The following is a 26190-nucleotide window of genomic DNA, read 5'->3' as shown; positions in this document are numbered from 1 at the left end:
TGACTCACGGGAGCGGCTGTGGCGCGACGGCGACGAAAGGCACGAGCCCATCTTGCTCATCGGGCGTCATGTGCGTGCGAGTTCGATCCGCGTCCGATCGGGGCGGGGTCACGGGTAGGGTCACGGTGATCGTGAGGCCGCCGGAGGGCTCCGGCATGGCCACGACGGTGCCGCGGTGTGCGTGGACGATCGACCGCACGATGGCCAGGCCCAGGCCGCTGGATCCGGCTCCCGTGACGCGATTCGGGTCGAGTCGCTGGAACGGCTCGAACAGCCGGTCGATCTCGGCCGGCGGGATCGGTTCGCCGCTGTTGCGTACCACGACGAGCGCACCGTCGGGCCTATGGCGGGTGGTCATTTCGATCCAGCCACCCCGGCGGTTGTGCCGGATCGCGTTGTCCACGAGGTTTCGCACCAGCCGGTCCAGCAGGACCGGATCGCCGTCGACCGGCGCCGAGCGCAGATCGCTGGTGATCGTCACGTCGGCGGCCTCGGCCGTTTGGTCCGCCTCGCCCAGCGCGATGGCCGCGGTGGCCGCCAGGTCGTGTGCCTCGTGAACGAGCGCGCCGCGGTCGCTGCGGGCCAGCGCCAGCAGACCGTCCAGCAGCCGTTCGGCTCGGCCGGTGGCGGTCAGCGTGTGGTCCGCCATAGCCTCCCACTGCTCGATCGTGCTGTGCCGTTTGGTGCGCAGCACCTCGGTGCCGGTGCGGACGATGGCGAGCGGGGTGCGCAGCTCGTGTGCGGCGTCGGCGGCGAACCGGCGCTGGCTGGCGAAGGAGTCTTCCAACCGCGCCACCATGTCATCGAACGTGTCGGCCAACTCCTTGAGCTCGTCGTTCGGTCCGGTGAGCGCGATGCGCTCGTGGAGCCGGTCCTGAGAGATCCGACGCGTGGTGGCGGTGAGCTTCTGCAGCGGCCGCAGCATGCGGCCGGCCAGCAGCCAGGACGCGCCGAGGCCGAACACGGCGATGACCGCTAGCGCGATGGCCGAGGTACCGGCGGTGTCCAGCAGCGTGCTGGCGCGCAACTCGGCCATGGCCTGCCGTTTGACCTTCACGACGCGCTCCTGCGTCTCCTCGCCCGGCGTGGTCCCGGACTCCACCTGCACGTTCGCGGGTGGTCCGATCTCCGTGTACAGGCTGTGGTAGAGCATGGCGTAGTTGAGTGCGAGCAGCGCCGCGCAGACTACGACCAGCATCACCGCGTACGTGAGCGTGAGCCGCAGCCGGATCGACGGGTGCCACCGGCGGGTCTGGGCGCTCACAGCCGGTACCCCGCGCCGACGACCGTCTCGATCAGCCTCGGCTCGCCGAGCTTGCGGCGCAGCCGGCCGATGGTGACCCGGACCGCCGTGGTGAACGGGTCCGCATGCTCGTCCCAGGCCCGCTCCAGGAGGTCCTCGGAGCTCACCACGGCGCCTCCGGCCGTCATCAGGATCTCCAGCACCGCCAGCTCCTTTGTGGTCAGCGGGATGAACCGGCCGTCGCGCGTGACCACGCGGCGGGGGGTGTCGAAGGTCAGGCCGGCGCGCTGGAGGACCCGCGGTGCGTTGTTGGCGCGGCGCCCCAGCGCCCGGATCCGCAGCACCAGCTCGTCGAAGACGAACGGCTTGGGCAGGTAGTCGTCGGCGCCCAGAGTCAGGCCGGCGACCCTGTCGGCCGCCTCGCCGGCGGCGGTGAGCATGAGGATCCGCGCGCCGCCGTCGCCCGCCGTCAGCGCGGTGCACACCTGGTCGCCGTGAAGAAGCGGCAGGTCGCGGTCGAGCACCACGACGTCGTACCGGTTGGCTCCGGCCTTGTGTAGGCCGTCGATGCCATCCGGCGCGACATCGACGGCGAAGCCCCGGTCGCGCAGGCCCTCGGCGACCCGCTGGGCCAGCAGCGCTTCGTCCTCGATCAGCAGCACCCGCATCGTCCCAGTCTCCCCCAGCCCATGTGACATCGGCGTGACAACCCAGGTCACCGCAGCGTCACGGCACCCCTGCTCTCCTGTACCCGGGCAAAAGTGGTTGCCAGCGAACCGGTTACCGAAAAGAGGGAGAAACCGATGAGGAAATGGTTGCCGATCGTAAGCGCCATGCCGCTGATGTTGATACTCGCGGTCGGCTGCGGTACGACCCCCGACAAAGGCGTGGCGTCGGTGGATGGCTCCGGCCAGCCGAAGGCCACCACGAGCCCCACGCCCAGCCTGAGCGCCCGAGACCGGCAGTTCAAGTACGCGCAGTGCATGCGCGAGCACGGAGTACCCATGTCAGACCCGGTCTTCAACGGCGATAACGTCGAATTCGACCTCCCGAGGGGGATTGACCGGGCCACCCAGGACAAGGCACAGGCGGCGTGCGGCCAGTACCAGGGCGGCGGCAACGGCGGTGCGCCGGCGGCGGACAAGACCGAGGCGCTGCGCCAGCACTCCCAATGCATGCGTCAGCACGGGGTAGAGCACTTCCCCGACCCCGGAGCCAACGGGAACGTCGACCTCAACAAGTCGATCGAGAATGACCCGCAGTATCCGGCGGCAAAGACGGCCTGTGACGCCGTGATGGCGAGCCGCCACCCCAACGGAGGGCCCACCAGGTGAGCGAGACGACCGATTCGGCGCCCGGCCGGCGGGCGGTGCGGCGACGGGCGCGGGGCCGGGCCGCCGCAGTCGTCGGCGCGGTCGTGCTCATGGGCGCGATGGCCGTGGTCGCCGTGGGCCTCGGCGGCCGCAGGCCAGAGGCGCCGTCGGCGGCGAACCTGCCAGCGGGCACGGCACAGGTGACGCGGGAGACGATGCAGGACACCAACGAGGTGGCCGGCGACCTGGGCTACGGCACGCCGATCGGGCTACCCGGGCGGATCCCGGGGACCGTCACGGAGGTACCGCTGGCCGGCGACGTCATCACCCGGGGACAGCCGCTGTACCGGGTGGACAACGACCCAATTGTGCTGATGTACGGCGACGTGGTCGCGTACCGGCCGCTCAGTACCGGTACCCGTGGCCCAGACGTGCGCCAGTTGGAGGCCAACCTGCGGGCGCTCGGCTACGTCGGGTTCACCGTCGATGACCGGTTCACGGCGTCGACCAGGACGGCGGTACGGCGCTGGCAGAAGGACCTGGGCATCACCCAGACCAGCAGGGTGGAACCGGGACGGGTGCTGTTCGCCGCCGGCCCGGTGCGGGTGGACAGCGTCACGGCGAGCGTGAACGGGGCCACGGGCGACGGGCAGGATGTGCTGAGGTACACCGGGACAACCCGGCGGGTGACCGTCCGGCTGGACGTCGCCGACCAGCGGCTGGCCCGCAAGGGTGCCGACGTGCAGATCCGGCTGCCAGACGGGAAGCAGGTGCCGGGTCGGATCGACCGTGTATACACGGTGATCCAGCCGGCGAACACCCCCGACGGCCAGCCCGAGACGAAGGTCGAGACCCTCGTCGCGCTGAACGATCCGAGGGCCGCCGTGGGCGTCGAGGCCGCGGTGGTCAACGTGGTGTTCACCGCCGCCGAGCGCGAGGACGTCTTGACGGTACCGATCGCGGCGCTGGTGGCGCTCGCCGAAGGCGGCTACGGCGTCGAGGCGATCGAGGGCGGCACCACCCGTTACGTGCGGGTGGAGACGGGGCTTTTCGCCGCCGGCCGGGTCGAGATCAGCGGAGACGGGCTGAGCGCCGGCATGACGGTGGGAATGCCGGCATGATCGAGCTGACCGACGTCACGAAGGTGTACCCCGGTGGCGTCCACGCCCTCGCCGGCGTGACCCTCAGCATCCGGACCGGCGAGCTGACTGCGGTGGTGGGCCCCTCCGGCTCCGGCAAGTCCACCATGCTGCACATCCTCGGCACCCTGGACCGGCCCACCGCCGGCCGCGTGGTCATCGACGGGCACGACGTCTCGCTGTTGTCCGACCGGCAGCTCTCTGCGCTGCGGGCGAGGCGGATCGGCTTCGTATTCCAGCAATTCCACCTGGCCGGCGGCGCGCCGGCGCTCGACAACGTGGCCGACGGTCTGCTCTACGCCGGCGTGCGGCGGGCCGACCGCCGCCGCCGGGCGCGGTCGGTGCTGGAGTGGGTCGGGCTCGGCCACCGGCTCGACCACGAGCCGCACGAGCTGTCCGGCGGGGAGCGGCAGCGGGTGGCCATCGCACGTGCGGTGGTCGGCGATCCGGCGCTGCTACTCGCCGACGAGCCGACCGGCAACCTCGACTCAGCCGCCGGCGAGGGCGTCATCGACGTGCTGCGCGCGCTGCGCTCCGCCGGAACCACCGTCGTTGTCATCACCCACGACCGCGACCTCGCGGCGAGCCTGGACCGGCAGGTGCAAATGTGTGACGGCCGCGTGATCGCCGACCACGTGTCCGCCCGCCACGACCCGGAGGTGAACCGGTGAGCACCGCAACCATGACCAGTTCCGAGCTGCTTCCGGCTCGGCTCGCGACCCGCGACGTGTTCCGGATCGGCGCGGCCGGCCTGCGAACACGGCCGACCCGCGCACTGCTGTCCGCGCTCGGCATCGCGATCGGTATCGCCGCGATGATCGCCGTGGTGGGCATCTCGTCGTCCTCGCACGAGGAACTCGATCGCCGGCTCGCCGCGCTCGGCACGAACCTGCTGACCGTCTCGCCCGGACACACCCTCAACGGCCAGACCGCGGACCTGCCCCCAGAGTCGGAAGCAATGATCGGGCGTATCGGTCCAGTCACCGCCACCTCCGCGGTCGGCATGATTTCCAACGTGAAGGTGTACCGGACCGACCGGATCCCGGTGGAGGTGACCAACGGACTGTCCGCCTTCGCCGCCCGGGTGACGCTGCCGTCGACCGTCGGCGCGACCGTCCGCAGCGGCGCCTGGCTGAACGGCCTCACCGGCCGGTACCCCGCAGTGGTACTCGGCGCGTCTGCGGCCCAACGGCTCGGCATCGGTCGAGCCAACACGGCAACCGAAATCCTGGTCGGCGGCGGTCGGTTCACCGTGGTCGGCATCCTGAACCCAGTGGACCTCGCCCCCGAACTCGACTCCGCCGTACTGATGGGCTGGGAGATCGCGGCCGAGCGGTTCCGCTTCGACGGACACCCAACCACCGTCTACACCCGCTCGTTGGAGAGCCAGGTGGTCGCCGTGAGCGGAGTCCTGGCCGCCACCGCCAATCCCCGGGCACCCGGCGAGGTCACGGTCTCTCGACCGTCCGACACGCTCAGCGCCAAGGAGGCCGCCGACGCCGCCCTCAACGGGCTGCTGCTCGGGCTGGGCGCGGTGGCCCTGCTGGTCGGCGGTGTCGGGGTGGCCAACACGATGATCATTTCGGTGCTGGAACGCCGCGCCGAGATCGGGCTACGCCGCGCGCTCGGCGCGAACCAAGGGCAGATCCGACTCCAGTTCCTGGCCGAGTCGCTGCTGGTGTCCGCGCTCGGCGGCGCGGGCGGGGTGCTGCTGGGCATCGGAGTAACCGCCGGGTACGCCGCGTACCAGGACTGGCCGGCGGTCGTGCCGGCCTGGGCGACCGCGGGCGGCCTGGTCGCTACCGTCGTCATCGGCGGCCTGGCCGGGCTGTACCCGGCGATCCGGGCGGCCCGGCTAGCACCGACGGAGGCGCTCGCCACACCGTAACGGCCGCCCTGCAACCCCGGCGGCGTTGAGTATCCCGGGCCGTCCGGGTTGTAGTGGGTGACTCGTGGCAGTCGGCTTAAGCGATGAGCCGCCGCGGCCTGATCAGTTCGCTCTCATCGGCCATGAGCGGACGCCGCCCTACCGAACTCCGCGGGAAGCCAGCGCTGACGCCTTCGGGCACTCCGAAGAGGTCTCCAGACTGAAGGGCCTGGTCACGGCGCTGCCCGTGGGATCGGCGTCTCAGATGACGGAACCGTGACGGACTCCAGCAGGCTCGCCCGCGATGCAGGGGAAGGCCTGAAGCACCAGGCACGGGTCGGACAACAGTGGGCACTTCGCTATACCTTGGTCGGAAAAACGATCACGGCGGCCATCCTCCTCCGCGTCGGCGGACAACCGGATGACTGGTCGGCTGGTTACTCACCTGGGTCGCCACCGGTTCGGTTCGAGGCGACGAGCGGAAGGGGTGGCGCGATGCGTCGCAGGGTGTTGTTGGGATCGGCGGCGGCGGTCGGCGCGGCCGGGCTCGTTGGCTGGCCGGCAGGCCGCGCCTCGGCAGCGACGACCGGGGCGCAGGCCCGGGGCGGGTCCAACTACGGCTGGTACCGAATCGACGGCTGCAACCGGGAACCGTACGGCGTCGTCAACTCGTTCCACAACGCCCCGGACGTGATCCGCAGCCAGCTCGCCGCGATGCGCGCCGCCGGTCAGCATCGACTGCGGGTGCATATCATCCACCGACGCCGCCCGGACACCGGTACCTCCATGGACTCGACCGGCGGCAACATCTCCACCTCGAACCGGCAGAACCTGACCGACCTGCTGCGCGCGATCGTCGACGCCACCTTCGCCGAGATCCAGGTGACGTTCATGCCTATCGGCGAGAACGCCGCCTACAACTGGTCGAGCTGGAACGAGGACATCTACCAGGAGAACTGGAATTTGATCGCCAACCTGCGCCCGATCATCGCCGGCGCCGGCATCCATTACCGGATCGACCTATGCAACGAGGCGGTGCCGACGAGCACCCAGCCGCTCCTACTCGCCTACACGCAGCGGCTGTGGACCGACTACACCGACGCCTTCGGCAAGAAAGACACATGCGGGTTCTCCGCCATCGGCGTCCCCGGCCGGATCGCGTATATCCCCCAGGTCTACGGGAACAACCCGCCGTACCTGTTCGACTTCCATTTCTACCGTCGTAACGTGCTCGTCGACGAGGGCGATATGTTCACCACCGCACACAACATGATGAACCAGTACGGCTACACCAATCAGGGCTGGACGATCGGCGAGGTGTTTTTCAACGACCCGGCCGCGGCCCGCACGCTGCGGCAGGCCATCGACAGCACCGGCCGGACCGTGTACTACCTCTTGCAATGGCCGGTGCTAGCGCCGCGCATCGACTTCCCCGACCCCACGTGCCCCGACGCGACCGTCCCGCCGCCCCCGGTCGACTTCGCGGCCTACATCGCACAGGGCTTCTGAGCGCTGCAGAAGGTTAGGGGTTCAAATCCCCTCAGCTCCATCACAAAGCAGCAGGTCAAGAGCGGGTTCTCGGATGATCGAGAGCTGAGTCGGTGCTCTTGCCGGTTGCCGGATGTGCCGACCGCGCTGGATCGGCGCATCCGGCGACCGGTACTACAACTTGCTCGCCCCCACGCCCCCCGATCCCGGCGACGAGGCGGAATCCATCCATTCCTGCTTTGGTCGGCACGACGGGAGCCGGTTCGATCCAGGTGGGATGACACTGCGTAGCAACCGATCGGCGGCGAGCCTGAGATCGGCGACGCCCTCCGCGGAGGCCACCACGTCATGCTGCCACGCGCCGGCCGGCCCGCCGACGACCGGCTTCCACGGCTGCACCGGCACCTCGCACGGGAGGCCTGGACCGCTGCCGGGCTCGACCACGATCGCGCCGAGGAGTACGCACGGGCGGCGAGACGGAGCCGGCGACCGTAAGTTTGCTGCTCTTCGGCGACCTTGACGATGAAGACGCAGAGATGCCCGATCCCGAGCTGGATCTGCACAAGTCCTGGCACGCCCTGCACTACCTGCTGGCCGGCAAAGCCAGGGAGGTGGACGACCCGGCCGCTGCGGCCGTCCTTGGCGGCGACGACATCGGCGAGGAGGGCGGTTACGGGCCGCCACGCCTCCTCGACGTGGAAACGGTCCGCGTCGTCGCCGCCGCGCTCGACATGCTGTGGTGGGAGGTGCACGAGCGGGCCGAGCTGAAGGGCAAGGGTTACCTCAAGGCGTCGCAGCCCTGAGAGGTCTTCTACGGCGACGCCGATCCGGAGATCGCCGAACAGGCCGTTGGGCGACTCGGACTCCATGCCTGGGCATCGACGCAGCAGCCGCTAACCCAGGCGGCGTGGCACACAATTCCCAGCACCTACATCGTCTGCGAGGCGGACAACGCCCTCCCGCCCTTCGCCCAGGAACTCATGGCCAAGCGGGCCGAACGGGTGCTGCGGATGAACTCCTCGCACTCGCCTTTCTTTTCTCAGCCCACGGAACTGGCCACGCTGATTTGGGCCGAACTCTCCGCCTGACGCTCGCCGCCGCCCGGTAGGGCATCGCCCAATCGGGCGTCCGAACCGGGCAGCGGGCTGGGCAGTCCGCCGAGGTGCCCGCCTGCTGCTCGGTGACGTTTAAATGGCGGCTGACTCCCAACGGCTAGGCATTTTTCGAGCATCTGAACGGGACAGCTTCGCTCCTCGACCATGAGCGGACGCCCCCGTACAACATGCGGAGCCACACCCGAGATCGGCGCGAGCGCGTGGGCGGCCAACCACTCGCGGTCTTTCGCGGCGGCCGACCGCTTGCCGAACCGGTCCGCTCGGCCCGGCGGTAATCCGCGGCGCGAACCCTTCACGCCGGGCTGTAGATCACTATTCGGGGGCGGCTTGCATGGCGAGGCGGTCTTGCAGGCGTGCGTGCCGGAACTGGTATCGCGGGCCGACGGTGCGCAGGACATGTCTGGCCCGGGCGTCTTCGAGGAAGTGCATCATCCGCAGCGGACCATCGCCCTGGACGCGCAGCCAGACGAAGACGAGGAGCGCCCGCCATACCCGAGACACCGTGACACCGAATCCCAGGCCGAACGCCAGATTGAAGGCGATTCCGCGCGCCGAGGGCACTCCGGCGGAGAGGACGAGGATGCCGCCCAGTCCGAGCACCGCACCGATCAGCAAGCCGCAGCCGAGATCACGCTTCCAACAGGTCCACGGATCTGCGGTGCTCCGGTCGGTGCCGGTAGGCCGGGCTCCGGCATAGACGAGCATCAGTGTCAAAGTGAAGGCCACGCTAACCACCAGCGTGTGGATCGGACTGGGCGCGTCTTCTCCGGGCTCGGGAAAGTAGGTGAACCGCAGCCGTATGAGCGCGAACTCCGCACCGGCCAGCATCAACCACCCCAGGACGGCACTCGGGGCGGCCACCGAGCGCAGCCGGTTGAAGGCCCACGCGCGAGGCTCGTCGGAGGTGCTACCGAACATCAGGTCGCCGCCCTGATGCGTGAGTAGCCCAGCAGGCATGCCAATGAGGAGCCCGAAGACGATGCCCGACGCGATGGGGGTGGTGGCTTCATCGCCGGTCACGAGGAGCAACCCCGAGACGATGGTGCCGATCACCCCTGAGACGGTGAACGTCATGACGAGCTGAACGAAGGAGGGTAGCCAACGGTAAACGCGCCACCAGGCCACGTCGCGATCGTCGGTCTCGTCGAGCCGCCAGGCGAGCCGGCCGAGCCAACGGCGTGCCTGGTCGACCGTGTAACGCGGCAGTGGGCCGTCGGTGTTGGGATGCTGGCCGTAGGCGTTGAGCAGAATGGTATCGAGCAGGTACTCCTCGGCTGCTTTGCGGCTACGCCGACGGCGTGGATCGAGCAGCTCGCCGAGCCGGTCCTCGCGCCCCTGCAGGTCGCGAACCAGGCTGAGCATCAAGGGGTTCTCCAGTGCCTTGATGAAGCCGTCGCGAGATCCGCCGCGCAGGCGCCGAAGCAGGCGTCGCCAGGTGGGTGTCGGCGGGCCGGGGAAGCGCTCCAGATAATCGGCGGCCTGCGCCGCCGTGTGCGGCATGAGCTCAAGGGTTGCCGCTCCGATCAACAGGCCCCGCCGAGCAGCGGCGTCGCCCATCTCGTCGCCGCGGCTGAGTAGCACCATGCGCTGCGCTGTCAGCGCGTTCAGCTTCTGCAGGACCGCTGGGCGCAACCGCGGCGGTACCGCATCGAGGCTGTCGAGGACGAAGGAAACGCGGCCAGCGGCCAGCATCTCGCGGACGACGCCCGGCCCGAAATCCGTTGATCGCAGGAAGGAATAGGTGTGCAGCAGCTGGGACGTGGCCCAGGAAAGGAAATCTAGCTGGCCCGGATTCCAGTCGTGGAGCCGCAGCATCACCGGCACGGGCGTGCGGGCCTGGTCGACCGGATCGAGCGAGCGGCGGTGGTTCAGCGCGCTGAGCACCAGCTGCAACGCAGCGCTGGTCTTGCCCGCCCCGGCGTCGCCGAGCAACACCACCCGCCCGGACGCCACACCGCCATAGACCTGGATTAGATCCGCCAGACTTCCGCTGTCAATCTCACCCAGACCGATTGCGCGCATCCCCGGCAGCGGAACCGCCCGATGTTCCGTCCACGTCGGATTGACGGCTGCGTCCCGTGATGCGCCAAGACCGCGCTCGGACCACTCCCAGCGAAGCGGTATGGGTGGCAGGACACGCAACCCCCGCTGTTCCAGATCAGACTCGACTCCCCCACGGATTTGATCGGCCAACCGGTCGACGGTGCGATCGATCAACTCCGGCGCAGGGTCCGGCCGGTGCACGAACCTGCGCCACAGCATGGGAATGGCCGGCACGGCTACCGCCAGCAGCGCCGTGAGGGCCTGGATGGGTCCGACATGCTCAGGATGCTCAACCAACCTGACATACCCGGCGGCGATGATGCCTGCTATCCCAAGGAGAACGATCAGCAGCAGACCCCGGCGGGCATTGGTCACAGTGAGTAGACTACCCGGCTCCCGGCCTGACCGGGTCCCGGCCGGTCGCCGCGAAGTCGCGGTCTCCCACCGCTCCCGCGATCTCGGCGGCCTGCGGTGAAACAGAACGCCTGACCCGCTTGACCTGAAGCGGACGTGGAGCCGCGGGTAGGGGCGGGTGCCGTTGAGGGATGTTCGACACCGTTGGATGCGGTTCAAGGACGTTCCGTGCACCCTGCTTCCTCCAGCCTGCGCTCCCCCCGGTCCTGTTCGCTGCTTGTGTGTGCTCGCGGTCGAACGGACAGTTCCGCCATCCGCTCATCGGCATGAGCCAAGGTTGTCCGGCTGGATAACCGAAGCGCCATGCCGATATCTTCGGGCACTCCGAAGAGGTCTCCAGACTGAAGGGCCTGGTCACGGCGCTGCCCGTGGGATCGGCGTCTCAGATGACGGAACCGTGGCGAACTCCAGCAGGTTCGCCTGCGATGCTCCACGTCGATCCACAGCAGACCTACAGGCATGGCGTTGGGCGACCCGAGACGCCGGCCGACGACGGCCATCCTGGAGCAACACGCCTGACCACTTCGACCTCTACTGGGAGGTCACGCCGCACCGCTCGATCTCCATCACCGCAGGTCAAAGCGCCTCGTCCCTGTCCGGCATCGGTGCGCACTTCGGGCGCGGAGAACTCTTCGCCAACCTGCACTCAACCTGCTCCCAGTTGCAAGGCCGGGCCAACCAACGGTTCCTTACCGCCTTGACCTGCGCACACTCCTCTGCCAGGCAACATAGAACGCTGTCGACTGCTGCGCAGAACCGCAGAGCACTCCGCTGTGAAACAGGACGCCGCACCGCCTCTGACCTGCGAAAACGAGAAGCCACAGCTAGGGGTGGGTGCAGTTGAGCGCCATTCGGGACCGTTGGACGTAGTTCAAGGCCGTTCAGGGCACCCCGCTGCTCCCAACGCGCTCCCCTCAAACCGGGCTCGCACCGGACCGTCGACCGATCGTGAATTGCCGGCGCCAGTACCTTGGTGGCGCCCGTACTGGCTCCCGCAGCCGCATTGGTCGATCGGGAAGGACGTCCACGATCGCCGCGCCTTGTCAGCGGCAGAAGAGTGTGTCGACGGCTCCACGCTCTCGCGGCCGCTTGTGATCAGTGTGCAACGACGACGGTGCGTACGACGCATCAGCAGGTCTCTGATGCTCGGTCGAAAGCCTAACCAGATCACACCCGGTAGTACTGCACGACGCAGAACTCGTTGTCCTCCGGGTCGGTCATGACGAGGACTGCGCCCTCTTGGTAGTCATGCCGTTCACCTGTCCACCGCCCGCCCAACATCCCGACCCGATCGACCGCTTCGTCAACGTCGGTAACGGCGATGTCGAGGTGTAGTCGCGTCTTGCCGGCCTTGGGCTCCGGGACCGGCTGGAATGTCAGCACCGGGCCGCCCCCGGCGACAGTGACGCGCCGCCAGCCGGGAAGAGACTCCGTCACGCGTCCTCCAAGCACCACGGACCAGAAGTCAGCCAGTCGCTGCGGATCCCGGCAGTCGACCGTGACTCCGGCAAGTCGGCCCAGTGTCTCCACGACACCGACCATAGCGACGATGTGCAGCCCGCTCCCACTGGGGCGCACTCATCTCGGCATGTGCGGACACCGTTCTGCTGCCGCCGCGAGGCGCCAACGCTGACGCCTTCGGGCGCGCCGAAGAGGTCACCCTGAAGGGCCCGCTCAGGACGTTGCCCGTGGGATCGGTATCTCAGATGACGAACCTGCAGCGGGCGTCGGCCCATTGACCCACATCAGTCAACGGACTTAGAACACCTGCAGGTTCGGCGTTGGGCATCCCGAGACGCTGCCGCAGCAGATGGCAGGACGAGGATCGGTAAGACATTCACCGCCGTACTCATGCGAGGCTCCAGGTAGGACAGCTGTCGACCAAGACTCGAAGCCCCGACCGGGAGCCTCGCCATGCTGTCCTACCCCGCCACGATTCCGTTGTCCAGCCGCACCCTGAACCACCTCGCCGAACGTATCCGCGACCACCGTAAGCAGCGCCGATCCCGATGGCGGCGCCTCGAACCCGGCCGGCAGGCGCTGCTCGCCTTGGCCCACCTGCGCAATGGCGACACCTACACCCGACTCGCGGCCGGCTTCCAGATCGGCGTCGCCACCGCCTGGCGCTACGTCCAGGAAGCGATAGCCCTGCTCGCGACGGCCGCCGATGACCTGGCCACCGCCATGGGACGGATCCGCCGACTGGCGTGCGCGATCCTCGACGGCACCCTGGTTCCGATCGACCGGGTCGCCGACCAGAAGCAGTACTACTCCGGGAAACACAAGCACCACGGCGTGAACGTGCAGGTCATCGCCGATGCCGCTGGCCGGCTCGTCTGGGCTTCACCGGCGCTGCCCGGTTCGGTCCATGACCTGACCGCAGCACGAACCCACGGCATCATCGAGACGCTGAGCGGGGCAGACGTGATTACCTTCGCCGATAAGGGCTACCAAGGAGCGCCCACGCCTACTGCCGTTGCAGTATTAATCCTGCCCTCAGGTTGATCGGGGAGGATGAGCGCAAAAGCATCAACTGGAGGGAGCGGGCCGGCGTGCGGATCATGATCGCCGATGACGAGGCGGCCATCCGTGAGTCGCTGGAGCGGGTGCTTCAGGTCGAGGGTTACGGCACTAGCACCGCCGCCAACGGTCTCGCCGTGCTCGACGGGATCGGTGGCGCGGCGCCGGATCTGCTGATCCTCGACGTGATGATGCCCCGCCTCGGCGGGTTGGAGACCTGCCGGCGGTTGCGGGCGGCGGGTCGGGATCTGCCGGTGCTGATGCTGACCGCCCGGGATCAGGTCTCCGACCGGGTCGCGGGGCTGGACGCGGGCGCTGACGACTACCTGCCCAAGCCGTTCGCCACCGAGGAGTTGCTGGCCCGGGTCCGGGCTCTGCTGCGCCGCCGCGCGCCGGGCGACGACGAGTCGCAGATCCTGTCGTTCGCCGACGTCCGGGTCGATCCCGACAGGTTCGAGGCGTGGCGGGGTGGGCGGCCGCTGTATCTGACCCGGACCGAGTTTTCCCTGCTACAGGTTCTCGTGCGCAACGCGACCCGGGTGTTGACCCGCGACGCGCTGTTCGAGGCGATCTGGGGCTTCGACATGAGCACCACCGCCAACAACCTTCAGGTGTACGTGAGCTATCTGCGCCGCAAGATGGAGGCCGAGGGTGAGCCGCGATTGATTTACACGCTGCGCGGCTTGGGGTACACGCTGCGGGAGACTCCTCCGTGAGCAGGCCCGCCGGCCGGGAACCGCGTCGGCTGATTCGATGGTGGCGCCGGCGGTCCCTGCGGACCAGGCTGACGGTGATCGCGGCGACGGCCATCGCGGTCAGCGTGTTCGTGGCCTTCCAGGTGGCCAGCGAGCTGCTGGACTCGGAGCTGCAGGACAACGCCGAGAATCAGCTACGCGCGGATTCCCGCGTCCTGGCGACGACCGTGGAGCACACCGGTCTGGCGCAGGTCCAGCTACCGCCGTATCCCGGATCCGGTCGGCTGGTGCGGGTCATCCTGCCCGACGGTTCGACCCGGACGCCGGCCGGCCAACCCGCGCTGCCCCCCGTCAGCGGGCACGCCGGGCGCGTGGCGCAGGGCGCGTCGGCCGACCTGATGGAGTCGAACGACAGCGACGACGACGGCTACCTCATCTACACGCTCCGGGCGGGCGACGGCGCGGTCCAGGTGGCCCGCAACAGCGACGACAGCCCGATCAACCGATTCGGGTTGGGCATGCTGCTGATCGGACTGCTCTGCGTGGCCGGGGGCGCCCTTGTCGGGCGGACCGTGGCGCGGACCGGGCTGGCGCCGATCGACCGGCTGACTGCCGCCGCGGTTCGTGTCGCGCAGACCCGGGACCTCGACGCCGACATCCCGGACGAGGGCGGCGGGGAGATCCGGCGGCTGATCCAGTCAATCAACGGCATGCTCGCCGCGCTCCGGGACTCCCGGCGGGCCCAGCGGCTGCTCGCCGAGGACGCCGCCCACGAACTCAAGACCCCGCTCACCAGCCTGCGCCTCAACGTTGAGCTGCTGATCCGGCTCGATCGGCGAGGCACCCTGGACAGCGCACTGCCGGCGGAGAGCCGGACCCGGCTGCTCAACGATCTCGGCGCCCAGGTGGTCGAGTTGAGCACCCTTGCCGCCGAGCTGACCGACCTGGCGCGCGGCGACGTCAGCGACGAGAGCACCGAGCTACTCGATGTCGCCGACGTGGTGGTGGCCGCCGCGACCCGGGCTCGTTCCCGCGTGCCCGACATCGAGGTCGCGCTCGACGTGACCTCCGTGTGGGTGAGCGGGCGTCCCGCTGCGCTCCAGCGGGCGGTGCTCAACCTCATCGACAACGCCGGCAAGTGGTCCCCCGCTGACCAGCCGGTCCAGGTCCGGCTCCGTGCCGAGGGCGCGTCGGCGGTCCTCGAGGTCGACGACGCCGGGCCGGGCATCGACGCCGCCGACGTACCGCGGGTGTTCGACCGGTTCTACCGTGCCGGGAGCGCCCGGGCGCTGCCGGGATCAGGTCTGGGGCTGTCGATCGTGCAGCGGGTCGTCGACGCCCACGCCGGCCGGGTCACCGTCGCCCGGTCCGCACGCGGTGGTGCGCTGCTGCGGATCATCCTTCCGGCCGCCGCCCCGCCCGCTCGGATCACGCGGCTCACCGCGGGGGTGGACACGGTGGCGCGCTGACCCGCTGCGGCACGGCGCCGGGGCCGCCACGGCGCGCGGTGCCAGGACCCGCCGCAGCGGGCGGCGCAGGACCAGGGCGTCGGACACGGTGACGGCCGCCGGGCCATGACAAAGATCCGGGACGGGCAAGAGCCCGTCCCGGATCTCGACTGTGCCGCCGCGTTCACCGTTGCGGCGCGGGCCCCTCCACGAGCGGCCGTTGATCGTCCGGCAGCTCCACCGGTCGGGACAACCGGCTCGGCCACCACATCCGCCGGCCGATCAGCAGGGTGAGGGCGGGCACCAGGACCGACCGCACCAGCAAGGCGTCGAGCAGCACGCCGAAGGCGACCAGGAAGCCGACCTCGATCAGCATCACCAGCGGAAGTGAGGCGAGGACCGCGAACGTGGCCGCTAGGACCAGGCCTGCCGAGGTGATGACGCCACCGGTGGCGGAGAGGGCTTTGAGCATGCCCTCTCTGGTGCCGAAGCGTACGGTCTCCTCCCGGGCCCGGCTGGCCAGGAAAATGTTGTAGTCGATGCCGAGCGCCACCAGGAACAGGAATGCCAGCAGTGGCACCGAATAGTCGACGCCCTTGAACCCGAGGATCGTGTCGAAGACGAACACGCTGCCGCCGAAGGCTGCGGCGAATGAGACGATCACGGTCGCCATCAGGACCAGAGGGGCCACGATCGTTCGGAGCAGTAGCCCGAGGACGATCAGGACGACGGTGAGCACCAGCGGGATCACCAGCTTCTCGTCGCGGGTGGTGGTGACCTCGGTGTCGAGGTTCTCCGCGCTCGGCCCGCCGACGATCGCCTCCGCCCCGTTCACCGCGTGCACGGCGGTACGCACCCGCTTGATCGTGTCATACTCCGCGGCGGTGTCCGGCGCGTCGGCCGGGAACACGGAGATGTCGGCCCAGCCTCCGCTGGTCTGCCCCGGGACGGCCAGGGCCACACCGCGAGTGCCCTGGACGATGTCGAGCACCCGCTCCTGGTGCGCCGGCCGCGTGAAGATCGTCATCGGCTGGCCGCCGAGCTCCGGGAAGTGCTGGCGGAGGACGGTGAAGCCGGTGACCGACTCCGGCGCGGACAGGAACTGGTCCTGCTCCCGCAGGGCGCCGGTGTTGCCCGCCAGCCCGATGGCGAGCACGCCGAGGACTCCGAGCGAGCCGAGCGTCGCCACCCACCGGCGGCGACTGATGGCGGTGCCGAGCCGTCCCCACAGCCCCGGCTTCTCCTGGAGGGCCGTGTTGAACCGCGGGATCGCCGGCCAGAAGATCCGCCTGCCGAGCACCACGAGCACCGCCGGGAACAGCGTCAGCATGGCCACCAGCGCGCACAGGATGCCGGCCGCGCCGATCGGGCCCAACCCGCTGGTGCTGTTCAGGTCGGCGACGAGCAGGCAGAGCAGGCCAGCGATCACGGTGGCCGCGGACGCGACGATGGCCGGCGCCGCGCCGCGTAGCGCGTGGACCATCGCGACCCGGACGTTCTCGTGGTGGTGCAGTGTCTCCCGGTACCGGGCAATGAGCAACAGCGCGTAGTCCGTGCCGACGCCGAATACCAGGATCGTCAGCAGCGCCGAGTTCTGGTCGTTGATCACGATGCCGAAGCCCTTGACGAGCAGGTAGACGGTCGCCATCGCGGTCAGTGCGGCCGCGCCCACAGCCATGAGCGGGATGAACCACAACACCGGGCTGCGGTAGGTGAGGATCAGCAGGAGCGTGACGACGACGACGGTGGTGAGGAAGACCTGCAGGTCGATGCCGTCGAAGACGGCGTCCATGTCGCCGTCGACTGCGGCGGGTCCGGTCACGTCGAGTTCCAGGCCGGCAGGGCGGTCCTTCGCAGCCTCACGCAATGGGCCGACGATGGTCTCCGGTGCGCCGTAGGTCGTGCTCAGGTCGAGGGTGAACATCATCGCCTTGCCGTCGGTGGAGGGTCTCGTCGGTGCGCCCTCCCCGTCCTCGCCGCCCGCCGCCGTCGCCTTCGGCGGGTACCGCTTGGCAAGGGTGTTGTGGTGGCGCTCGACCGACGCGCGGTCAGCGTCGGTCATGCCGCCGGCGCGGTGGTACACGAAGACGAACGTGTTCTCCTCACCGCCGGGGAGGCTGTCCTCCAGCGCCGCCACCTTGGTGGACTCGGCGCTGGCCGGCAGGGTGTCCACGGCTCTGTCGGTGGTTACCGAGCTCAACTTCCCGCTCAGCGGCACCATGACCGCCGCCAGCGCCACCCACAACCCGATCACCAACCATGGCACCCACCGGCCTGCCAAGCGACCGGCCGGCGCCTCCCCGGGCGGCGCTGCCTTGACTGCCATCACTAGCTTCCTCCATACGGGTTAGTTCGCTCATCTGATGCCGACTTCGTACCGAGCGAATCTGAGACGACCGTTAATGCGCCGCTCACGCCGGGTGGCCGAACCAGGTGCCGAGCGCACACACCAGCGCGGTGGTGTCCAGATCCAGCGCGGTGGGCAAGGCCCAGGCGACGCAGCCGTCGGGCCGGATCAGCGACGCGTCGACGTCCACACGGTCCGTGCGGGCGGTGACGGTGTTGACCCGTCCGGTCCACGCGGCCGTGGCGTCGCCGACCTCCGCGAGGTCGGCGAGGCCCAGCAGAAGCACACGACCCTCACGCAGCAGGTCCGCGGACCGGATCACCACGGTGGCGACGTCCGGACCGGGCCGCTCCAGGGTCGACTTCCTGTTGGCAGGGGAGTATGTGCAGATCAGAGGCGGCAATATTGGGACCTGCGGTATGTCACCGTTAGTTGGCGTCCATGGTGGTGTCGGCTCAGCCGTCGAACCGCATCCACCGGATTCCGAGCCCGCTCAGTGGGCGTAACACGCTACGGTGCACGGTGCCGATCGACATCGAGAACCTTCCGTGCCAGGAGTCGGTCACTTCGGCGATCATGCCCGGCGCGACGAAGAAGCGCGTCGAGTCATTCGGCCAGCGCCACGGCTCCCACGGCAGCGGCGTCAATCCTGCGGTGACGATCTCAACGTGCTCGGCTTCAAGCTGGGTGCTCAGGGCCATGTGATGGGCGTTCATCAGCGTCTCGCTCATCCGCTCGTGCTCTGGCCGCAGCCCGCACTCGTCCTGGTCGATCCACACCACGGGGTTGGCGTCCGAGGAGTCGAACAGCCAGGTGCAGCCTCCCTGGTTCTCGTGTCCGATCGGCATGAGCGAACGGCGCTCTACCGCCTCCGCAGAGACGCCAACGTTGAAGTCTTCGGGCCCGCCGAAGAGGTCACCGTCCAGGAAGCCCTGCTCAGAGGTTCGCCAGTGGGATATGGGGCTCAGCTCGCGGGATCCGTACCGACGCCACCGCGACGACAGCCAGAGCCGTGCATCGATGCGCTCTGACCTCGTGTTTGGCGCCGGCAGGCCCCAGTTCAACAGCCGACGCCAGCCAGTCGGGAGGGCTGGAGGCTTGACCTCTTCGGTATCCACTGGGAGGTCAAGCCGCACCGCTCAACCTCCATCACCAGGTCAAAGCCCCTGGTCTCTGTCCGGCCTCGGTGAGCACTTCGGGCGCGGAGACCTCTTCGCCAACCTGCACCCAATCTGCTCCCAGATGCAAGGCCAGGCCAACCAACGGTTCCTTACCGCCTTGACCTGCGCACACTCCCCTGCCAGGCGACATAGAGCCTTGTCGACCGCTGCACAGAACCGCGGAGCACTCCGGTGTGAAACAGGACGCCACACCGGCTCTGACCTGCGGGAACGTGGAGCCGCAAGCAGGGTCGGGCGCAATTGTGCGCCGTTCGGCGCCATTGGGCGCAGTTCAAGGCCGTTCAGGGCACCCCGCTGCTCCCAGTCTGCTCCCCTATCCGGACCCGGCACCGCAGGGATACGACAACAGATGCCCCGCCGCCCGTTACTTAATGAATCCCGAACGGTCCGTCGCGGCTCGCGGGATGCCTGCCCGTTACCCGACCTCTGAAGGTCTCCAAAAAGATCGGCAGCGTGGGCGGCGGCGGGCCGTTGACGGTGGTGGTCCGGCTCGTCGAGTACACGCCTGCACACCTCTGGGCCGGCCTCCTGCAAGACCGGCGGGCCGGCGTGTCCGGACCACATCCGTGACTTGAGGCAGCATGTTGATCGTGGTTGCGGCCCGCCCGCAATGCACACACCTCGCAACCGGGAGCCGACAAGCTCTGAACGCGAAGACCGGAACCGTGCGGGTCGCTGGAATCGCGAACGGCTCATCAGAGGGTAGGACACAGAGCCTCGTCATTAGGGTGCCGCGCGCTTCCGCCAGGGTCTGAAACCACTTCACAAGGAAGGAGTGGGCCACAACAAGCCGCGAGTGGTCACCGAGAAGACCAGCGCAGGAACGCTACGTACGACCACCACGACGTACGACAATGCGGGCCGGGCATACGAAACCAGCGTGGCTGCGGCGGTGGGACTCGGCACGGCGTTGCCGATCAGTCGCAACGTCTACGAGGCGGCGACCGGGCGGCTGCTGCACGTGCAGTCAGTGGTCGGCGGGCTGGCCACGGCGCAGGTCAGCAAGGGCTACGACGGCCTGGGCCGGCAGACGTCCTACACAGATGCCGATGGGACCACCTCCACCACCACGTTCGATCTGCTCGGACGGGTGGCGACCAGCAGCGACGGCAAAGCCACCCGGACCCACACCTACGACGGTGGGGCCGAGCGGCGTGGCCTGTTGACCTCGGTCAACGACACACAGGCCGGTACCTTCACCGGCACCCACGACGTCGACGGGAATGTGACGTCGGAGACCTGGCCTAACGGCGTACAGGTCACCACGGAGACCGACGAGACCGGCACCCCGGTCGCAATGACCTACACCAAGCCGGGCTGCGCGGCCACCGACTGCACCCTCTACACCGAGTCGTTGGTGGAATCGGCGCACGGCCAGTGGCGGAAGCGAGCGTCCAGCCTGTCGGAGCAGAACTACAGCTACGACCAGGCTGGCCGCCTCAGCTCGATCCAGGACACCATCGGGGGGCAGTGCACCACCCGGTCGTACGGGTTCAGCGCCTCGTCGAACCGCAAGTCGGCCACCACGTACGGCCCGGGTAGCGACGGTGTGTGCCAAACATCGACTGCGGCGTCGTCACGAGCCTGGACGTACGACACGGCGGACCGGGTGAACACCGCCGGTTACGGGTACGACGCCCTTGGCCGCACGACGACGGTACCCGCTACCGACACTGCCATGGCGTCGGGCGGGAACGTGACCGTCGCATACCACTCGACGGACCTGGTGGACACGATCACTCAGGGCGGGCGGACGACGGATTACGTCCTGGATGTGACAGGTGAGCGAGTTCGTTCGTGGACCGACAACGCCAGCGGTGTCTCCGTCCAGGCGGTACACCACTACGACGGGAATGAGGACAACCCGTCGTGGACACAGGAGACGGCGGACCGGTTCACCCGACCAGTGTCGGGCCTGTCGGCGATGGCCGGCATATTCGACAGCGACAGCGCCCAGATCGACTGGCAAATCACCAACCTGCATGGGGACCTAGTCGCGGCGATCCACGGTGGCGACGAGGGCCTGTCGAGCACCAGCGAGGCCGACGAGTACGGCACCCCGCGCGATCCACAGAACCTCGGGTCGCAGCGGTACGGGTGGCTCGGCGCCAAGCAGCGCGCGGCGGACACCCCGTCAGGAATCATCCTGATGGGCGTCCGTCTCTACAACACGACCACCGGACGCTTCCTCCAGACCGACCCGGTCGAGGGGGGCAGTTGCAACGACTACGATTACGCCTGCGCAGACCCGATCAACGCCTTCGATTTGGACGGCAAGCGGTGGTGCGGAAAAATCTGCGGCTGGGGACGTAACTCGGTGTGGCGAATGGCCTATCATGGGGGTCGGATGGCAATTACTGCAGCTGGGTTCTACGGTGGATTCAGCGCAGCGCGAGGCGGGTTTCGTGGGCTACGTTCCAGTTGGAAGACTTACAAGGCCATCAAGAAGAACGGTTTCAAGGCGACCTGGCGACCAATCAAGAGAATGAGTTGGAGAGACCGCTTCAACTATGGCGCGTCGGCCGGTGGGGCTTGGATGGGGTTCCACGACTTCAGGAATGACTCGCGGGAGTTCCGGCGAGCTTGGGGTGACACCAAGCGGGCTGGTGGTGCGAAATACTGCAGATTCGCTAGAAAGGTGAGCCGCTGGGCTTCCCGGGGCATGTATTCGGGATGCAGGTGAATGTGTATCATGACTAACGAAGAGCCGATCGAGAAGCGGGTTCGGCGCCGGGATTCGGGCCAGCATCCGGCCTTTCTGGTGGTGTACTTCATCATTGCCCTGGCATTCTTCTTCAATCACGATAATGTGTTGCTGCGACTTCTCGCCGGCGTGATGATGACCGGCCTGGCAGTGCAGTTCGCCGGCTTTCTCTGGAATCGGCTCCGAAGGAGGGCCAAGAGCATAGATCCGCCGGCGAGCGATTGAGAAGATTGGCCGGCTGTCGGCGCGCGACGTGAAAGAAGTGGCGAGAGGGTTCGCAGTTCGGCCCTCTCGCCACTTCTGCCGCTTCGAGAGTGGAGCGTTTGAATTCGTCGTCGGCGCCAGGTGCTGATGATGTGAAGCACGAAACCTGCCGTTCCGATCTGCACGGCATGGGCGACGTCACCGCCGCGAAGATCCTCGCCCGCTCCGGAGTCGTCAAGAGGTTCCGATCGGAGTCCGCGTTCGCCTCGTACTGCGGTGTCGCGCCGATAGAAGTGTCATCCGGTGACATCCAACGGCACCGCCTATCGCGCGCCGGCGACCGGCAACTGAACTACGCGCTGCATGTCATGGCCATGGCCCAGATCAAACGAGCGACCCCAGGCAGGGACTACTACCAGCGCAAACGAGCCGCAGGCAAAACCCACAAGGAAGCCATGCGCTGCCTGAAACAGCGCCTCGCCGACATCGTCTACCGCACCATGATCAAAGACACGGAGACCTCTCTGCTGCCCGCAGGTTGACACGAGAGGTGCCGTTAGCGAGACACGCCAACCCATGCATGGGGTTTCCGGGGGGTAAACGGGGGCATCGCGGTGGCCGGTGCCGTCGGAAGACGGGATGCCGGTTGGTGCCGTGCCCGGGGCACCAAAAAGTGCGCCGCACCTGGCCGCGTGCTGGTGATGCAAACAACCTACCCGCTGCCGCCCAGCGGACAGGTCTGATGGGCGACTCAGGACGATCACGACCGACGCGAGGACGGCCTTCGCTGGCGGACGCAGAGAGCTGCATCGGAGTCAGCCGACCTCCCGCTGATTGGCTGCCTGGCACGTGTGGGACAGGCTGACGGCCCCGATAAGTGGCGCTGCGCAACACGCGACCGTTCAACGAAGCGAGTCTCGGCTTCCGGATTTCCCGAGAATAAAGCGCAACACAGCTTCAATACCGAAAGTCATTTGCGTTGCAAATCGGCTAATCAATTAGCGAGCAGCCGTTCACCAGCAAGGATTGCGAATCCGGCCAGTTGCACTCGCATGCCCACTCCGAGGCACCTTTCCCAAGACCCTAGGGCGAGGGCAGCGGCTACAAGTGAGCGGGCTCGCATCATCGCCGGACCTACGTATTCGCTCGCAGAGTCTCGCGCCAGGGGAGCCTCATCTTGCTCTACGCACATGCCTGCGAGACCGATAAGCGCTTGCGCCTGCTGGTCTGGGTTGGCGATGCTGCGGGCGGTCGTCTCGGCCCGGTCGAAGTCCCCGGCACCGGCCACCACCTTGGCCAAGGTCGTCAACGCCCGTGCCTGCCGGTGCAGCAGCAGCGCATCGGTTACGTCCTGGCCGTGCCCCGCAACCAGCGGGTCCCGACCACGGTTGGCAACTCCCGTCCGGACGTCCTCGCCGCGAACGCGCCGGCCTTGGCGTGGAAGCGGCGCAGTTGCGGCGACGGCGCCAAAGGACCGCGACTCTACGACTGGGCAGTGGCCTCCCTGCCCGGCACGGCCACGGCCACTGGCTGCTGATCCGACGCAGCATCAAGGACCCCACGGACCTGGCCTACTACCTGTGCTTCGGACCCGCCGACACCCAGGACGAGGACCTGATCCGGATCGCCGGGACCCGATGGGCGATCGAGGAATGCTTCCAAACCGCGAAGACCGAGGTCGGCTTGGATCATTATCAGGTGCGCCGCTACGACGCCTGGTACCGCCACATAACACTCGTTCTGTGCGCCCACGCCTACCTCGCCGTCACCGCCGCCCACGCCAAAAAGGGGCACCGAATCCGACGACGGCCTCATACCACTCACCCTCGGCGAGGTCCGACGTCTGCTGGCACACCTGATCACCACCATCAGACCCTTCGACCACATCCATCGATGGTCACGATGGCGACGACGACACCAGTACCGCGCCAAAACAGCCCACTACCAGCGAAGACTCCAACTCCACCAGGTGCGGCTGGAGTACTAGGCGATGCCGCAGGCCCCACAGCGATCGCTTCGACCTACTCGATCGGCTACTCGCCAAAGATCGACCCAGTGAGCCCCACTACCACCTCGCGTTCCTCGCCGTGCCGCCCAGCGCAAGGCGGTCAGGACACGGCACGTCCCTGCTCAGCCCACCATCGCAGCCGACTCGACCAGTGAACCTACTGTCCTGGACTAGCACCACCCCGATGCCCAGAGCCTGCATGCCCGGCATGGCTACATCCCAGGATCGACGATTCAATTGCCCGAAGGCCCGGTCATCTGTTCCATGCGCCGCAGCCCACTCCACGGCGACATCCAACCGGCTAAGACCAGCGCCACCCGGGACCAGGCCCGCCAATTCGGTCTCTAACCATGGCCCATTATCGGCTTCATGTGCGGGCGCCCGGCCGAAGCCGTCAGTATCGGGCCAGTGCACATGCTGCAGCGCGCCCAGCCCCGGTACCCGCCTGATTCATGAAAACCTGGTGGTTCGGTGCCGGCTTGAGCCCGTCGGGCACCAGGGCGACCACCGCGTCGGGGTCGGCCGGCAGCTAACCGAAGTAGATCATTCTGTTGTTCACGACGAGCTGCGCAGCGACGAGAACGCTCACGACAGGTCCTTCCGCTGGGCATCGATCCGTCTTCGCGACGCCACGGAGCCGCCCGCCGCCCAGACAACGACGGATTGCCGACGAGCTGCGCCCCCGGGAAACCTCCGAGTCCAGCATCACGATGTCCACCCCGGCGGCCACTGCGGCGACCGCCGCCTGGGCCGGACCGCCGAGCGGCTCGTGCACCGCGGGAATCGACAAGTTCTCGCTCACCACCACACCGGCGAAGCCCAGCTCATCGCGCAGCAGGCCAAGCATGCGCGGCGATGCCAACGCCGGCTTGTTGTCCACGGCGAGCACGGTGTGACTGCCGACCATCACGCACGCCGCCTGCGCGTCAATCGCTGCCCGGAACGGCAGCAACGCACCCGGGCCGAGTCGGTCGATCACCGGCGCGACGTGGTGCGGGTCCCCACCAATCCCGCCCAGACCGGGAAAGTGCTTAGCGGTCGCCGCGACGCCAGCCCTCTGCACTCCGCGCGCGAATGCTGCCGCCAACAGCCCAACCCGTTCAGGATCTGAGCCGAAGGCGCGAGCGCCAACGGCAGCAGCCGCCGGCCACCCTGCGGTGTCGCACACCGGCGCCAGATTCCAGGTCAACCCCACCGCTCGAAGTTGCTCACCGATCGTCGCACCGGCAAGCTCGGCCAGGTCCTCGTTCGCCGCTGCCCCGAGCGCCAGATTTCCTGGCAACTGAGCCACGCCTGGCCAGTCCAGCGCGTTCAACCGGCCGCCTTCCTGATTCACGCTCAGCAACAGCGGCAGCGAACCGGCTGAGTTCTCGCTCGCCGTCCGGGTGACCTGACTCAACCGCGCCGGGCCTGCGACGATGGCTTTACTAATCCGGCCCGGCTCACTGCCGGCCTGCTCGTGCAGTGACTGAGCGCAATCGTCGGGCCGTAGGAACATCCGGCCGGGACGCACCAGCAGATCAATGTCAGCGGTAAGGACGGGATCGACTCCTACCGGCTGGCCGGGAAACGGACGTGGCATGGCAGCTCTCCCTCGCGACCGCAGGTCGACTAGTGGGCATCAACGGCAGGACGCGCGGAGTGACAATGCGGCCCTGACCGTGCCCACACATCGACCTTTGTCGGTTCCGAGCGCCTGGGGCAGGCATCGACGGAGTGCCATCGGTGTCGCTCGCTCGGAACCTGGTGCGGATGGTGCGCTTCGTTCCCCGCCGCTGACCGTGGCCGCTACTGTCAGGCCCGCGGCTGCACTACCGGCACCCGGAAGGGGGATCCCACCGTGGAAGCCGAACCCACAACTTCCCGCGCTACCCAACGGCTGGCCAGCCTGCTCCGAGAGGCGCAATGGGGGCCCGAGGCCCTCGCCCGACGAATCAACTCGGCTCTGGTGGCCCGAGGCAGCACCCGCAGAGTCAACCCAAGACCCCCTACAAATGGGTCTCAGACGGCGCTGTGCCGCACGGTGACATACCCGAACTCGTCGTCGAGGTACTTGCCGTCAAGCTCAGAATCGACCTGATGTTCGAGGACGTCTGGGGGGTAACCGCCCCGCGTTCGCATCCAGCGCTGCCGGCGAACCATTCAATGGATCTACCCTGGGACAGCAACGGACTGCTCAGCCTCGTAGGAGGACCCGTGCCGACCCGTCGCACTGTCATCGCGGTCACCGGCGCCGCGCTCACCGTCCACGCGTGGACCGCGCTGCATCAGCCAACCCCAGACCTGATCGCTGCTGCCGGAGACGGCGGACCGGTCACCCCACCGCTGCTGGACATGATCGACATTGTCGTCGCCCACGCACAGCAGCTAGTGCTGTGACCGGAAACGTTGGCCGGGTTGGGTGACACGCCGGTCGACGTTCCCGGTTGGGCGTTGGACGGGCTTCAGGCTGTCGGGATGG

22 protein-coding genes and 1 pseudogene are annotated in these 26190 nt (G+C 68.0%); 15 read left to right on the top strand and 8 right to left on the bottom strand.

Annotation, left to right across the window (positions count from 1 at the left end; genetic code table 11):
• Positions 1–4: 4 nt before the first annotated feature.
• Both ABZU25_RS22770 and ABZU25_RS22765 read right to left on the bottom strand, forming a co-directional pair.
• Positions 5–1264 (bottom strand): HAMP domain-containing sensor histidine kinase, encoded by a 1260-nt coding sequence (locus ABZU25_RS22770; protein ID WP_355031375.1) that lies wholly within the window; start codon positions 1262–1264, stop codon positions 5–7.
• A complete protein-coding gene (locus ABZU25_RS22765; protein ID WP_355031374.1) occupies positions 1261–1911 on the bottom strand; it encodes a response regulator transcription factor in 651 nt (216 codons plus the stop codon). Before ABZU25_RS22765 ends, ABZU25_RS22770 begins: the two co-directional genes overlap by 4 nt.
• Before the next feature lie 135 nt (positions 1912–2046).
• Here ABZU25_RS22765 and ABZU25_RS22760 point away from each other — a divergent pair, with 135 nt between their 5' ends.
• The 7 genes and pseudogenes from ABZU25_RS22760 to ABZU25_RS22730 all read left to right on the top strand — a co-directional run.
• The gene (locus ABZU25_RS22760) at positions 2047–2577 is read left to right on the top strand and encodes a hypothetical protein (protein WP_355031373.1); all 531 of its coding nucleotides are present in this window, start codon (positions 2047–2049) and stop codon (positions 2575–2577) included.
• Entirely contained in the window at positions 2574–3677 is a 1104-nt protein-coding gene (locus ABZU25_RS22755; RefSeq protein WP_355031372.1) for a peptidoglycan-binding domain-containing protein, read from the top strand. The genes ABZU25_RS22760 and ABZU25_RS22755 overlap by 4 nt, the downstream gene beginning before the upstream one ends.
• A complete protein-coding gene (locus tag ABZU25_RS22750; RefSeq protein ID WP_355031371.1) occupies positions 3674–4366 on the top strand; it encodes an ABC transporter ATP-binding protein in 693 nt (230 codons plus the stop codon). The genes ABZU25_RS22755 and ABZU25_RS22750 overlap by 4 nt, the downstream gene beginning before the upstream one ends.
• A gap of 11 nt (positions 4367–4377) precedes the next feature.
• The gene (locus tag ABZU25_RS22745) at positions 4378–5583 is read left to right on the top strand and encodes an ABC transporter permease (RefSeq protein ID WP_355031412.1); all 1206 of its coding nucleotides are present in this window, start codon (positions 4378–4380) and stop codon (positions 5581–5583) included.
• A 255-nt stretch (positions 5584–5838) separates the two neighbouring features.
• Entirely contained in the window at positions 5839–7071 is a 1233-nt protein-coding gene (locus ABZU25_RS22740) for a hypothetical protein (RefSeq protein ID WP_355031370.1), read from the top strand.
• Between the two features lie 476 nt (positions 7072–7547).
• The gene (locus ABZU25_RS22735) at positions 7548–7853 is read left to right on the top strand and encodes a DUF1877 family protein (protein ID WP_355031369.1); all 306 of its coding nucleotides are present in this window, start codon (positions 7548–7550) and stop codon (positions 7851–7853) included.
• 18 nt (positions 7854–7871) lie between these two features.
• A pseudogene (locus tag ABZU25_RS22730) lies at positions 7872–8138 on the top strand (alpha/beta fold hydrolase); the annotation flags it as partial.
• Between the two features lie 339 nt (positions 8139–8477).
• Here ABZU25_RS22730 and ABZU25_RS22725 read toward each other — a convergent pair.
• Both ABZU25_RS22725 and ABZU25_RS22720 read right to left on the bottom strand, forming a co-directional pair.
• Complete coding sequence (locus ABZU25_RS22725) at positions 8478–10583, bottom strand: hypothetical protein (protein WP_355031368.1); 2106 nt, start codon at positions 10581–10583, stop codon at positions 8478–8480.
• 1206 nt (positions 10584–11789) lie between these two features.
• Complete coding sequence (locus ABZU25_RS22720; RefSeq protein ID WP_355031367.1) at positions 11790–12152, bottom strand: VOC family protein; 363 nt, start codon at positions 12150–12152, stop codon at positions 11790–11792.
• Between the two features lie 384 nt (positions 12153–12536).
• On the opposite strand from ABZU25_RS22720, the gene ABZU25_RS22715 reads away from it, so the two are divergent.
• Genes ABZU25_RS22715 through ABZU25_RS22705 form a run of 3 tightly spaced genes read left to right on the top strand, consistent with a single transcriptional unit; the run spans position 12537 to position 15306 of the window.
• Complete coding sequence (locus tag ABZU25_RS22715) at positions 12537–13127, top strand: transposase family protein (protein ID WP_355031366.1); 591 nt, start codon at positions 12537–12539, stop codon at positions 13125–13127.
• Positions 13128–13174: 47 nt separating this feature from the next.
• Positions 13175–13858 carry a response regulator transcription factor gene (locus ABZU25_RS22710; protein ID WP_355031365.1) on the top strand — a complete coding sequence of 228 codons (684 nt, stop codon included), beginning with the start codon at positions 13175–13177 and terminating at the stop codon, positions 13856–13858.
• Positions 13855–15306 (top strand): HAMP domain-containing sensor histidine kinase, encoded by a 1452-nt coding sequence (locus tag ABZU25_RS22705; RefSeq protein WP_355031364.1) that lies wholly within the window; start codon positions 13855–13857, stop codon positions 15304–15306. Before ABZU25_RS22710 ends, ABZU25_RS22705 begins: the two co-directional genes overlap by 4 nt.
• 163 nt (positions 15307–15469) lie before the next feature.
• Here ABZU25_RS22705 and ABZU25_RS22700 read toward each other — a convergent pair whose 3' ends face one another.
• The 3 genes from ABZU25_RS22700 to ABZU25_RS22690 form a co-directional block, all read right to left on the bottom strand.
• Positions 15470–17611 carry an MMPL family transporter gene (locus tag ABZU25_RS22700; protein WP_355031363.1) on the bottom strand — a complete coding sequence of 714 codons (2142 nt, stop codon included), beginning with the start codon at positions 17609–17611 and terminating at the stop codon, positions 15470–15472.
• A gap of 85 nt (positions 17612–17696) precedes the next feature.
• Positions 17697–18035 (bottom strand): hypothetical protein, encoded by a 339-nt coding sequence (locus ABZU25_RS22695; RefSeq protein WP_355031362.1) that lies wholly within the window; start codon positions 18033–18035, stop codon positions 17697–17699.
• Between the two features lie 52 nt (positions 18036–18087).
• Positions 18088–18768, bottom strand: a complete 681-nt coding sequence (locus tag ABZU25_RS22690; protein ID WP_355031361.1) for a hypothetical protein — start codon at positions 18766–18768, stop codon at positions 18088–18090.
• 925 nt (positions 18769–19693) lie between these two features.
• Here ABZU25_RS22690 and ABZU25_RS22685 point away from each other — a divergent pair.
• The 4 genes from ABZU25_RS22685 (at position 19694) to ABZU25_RS22670 (ending at position 23258) form a co-directional block, all read left to right on the top strand.
• Complete coding sequence (locus tag ABZU25_RS22685) at positions 19694–21496, top strand: RHS repeat-associated core domain-containing protein (RefSeq protein WP_355031360.1); 1803 nt, start codon at positions 19694–19696, stop codon at positions 21494–21496.
• Between the two features lie 9 nt (positions 21497–21505).
• On the top strand, positions 21506–21742 hold the full coding sequence (locus ABZU25_RS22680; RefSeq protein WP_355031359.1) for a hypothetical protein: 237 nt from the start codon (positions 21506–21508) through the stop codon (positions 21740–21742).
• A 131-nt stretch (positions 21743–21873) separates the two neighbouring features.
• The gene (locus ABZU25_RS22675) at positions 21874–22263 is read left to right on the top strand and encodes a transposase (RefSeq protein WP_355031358.1); all 390 of its coding nucleotides are present in this window, start codon (positions 21874–21876) and stop codon (positions 22261–22263) included.
• A 635-nt stretch (positions 22264–22898) separates the two neighbouring features.
• Positions 22899–23258: a hypothetical protein gene (locus ABZU25_RS22670; protein WP_355031357.1), complete on the top strand. Its 360-nt coding sequence runs from the start codon at positions 22899–22901 to the stop codon at positions 23256–23258.
• A gap of 1000 nt (positions 23259–24258) precedes the next feature.
• On the opposite strand, the gene ABZU25_RS22665 is transcribed toward ABZU25_RS22670, so the two are convergent.
• Positions 24259–25311, bottom strand: a complete 1053-nt coding sequence (locus ABZU25_RS22665; RefSeq protein WP_355031356.1) for a glycoside hydrolase family 3 N-terminal domain-containing protein — start codon at positions 25309–25311, stop codon at positions 24259–24261.
• 614 nt (positions 25312–25925) lie between these two features.
• On the opposite strand from ABZU25_RS22665, the gene ABZU25_RS22660 reads away from it, so the two are divergent.
• Positions 25926–26108: a hypothetical protein gene (locus tag ABZU25_RS22660; protein ID WP_355031355.1), complete on the top strand. Its 183-nt coding sequence runs from the start codon at positions 25926–25928 to the stop codon at positions 26106–26108.
• Positions 26109–26190 lie beyond the last annotated feature (82 nt).

It is taken from the genome of Micromonospora sp. NPDC005215 (assembly GCF_040607915.1).
Taxonomy (GTDB): Bacteria; Actinomycetota; Actinomycetes; order Mycobacteriales; family Micromonosporaceae; genus Micromonospora.
Note: the sequence above shows the minus strand (reverse complement) of the source record. Positions and strands in the feature narration are given on the sequence as shown.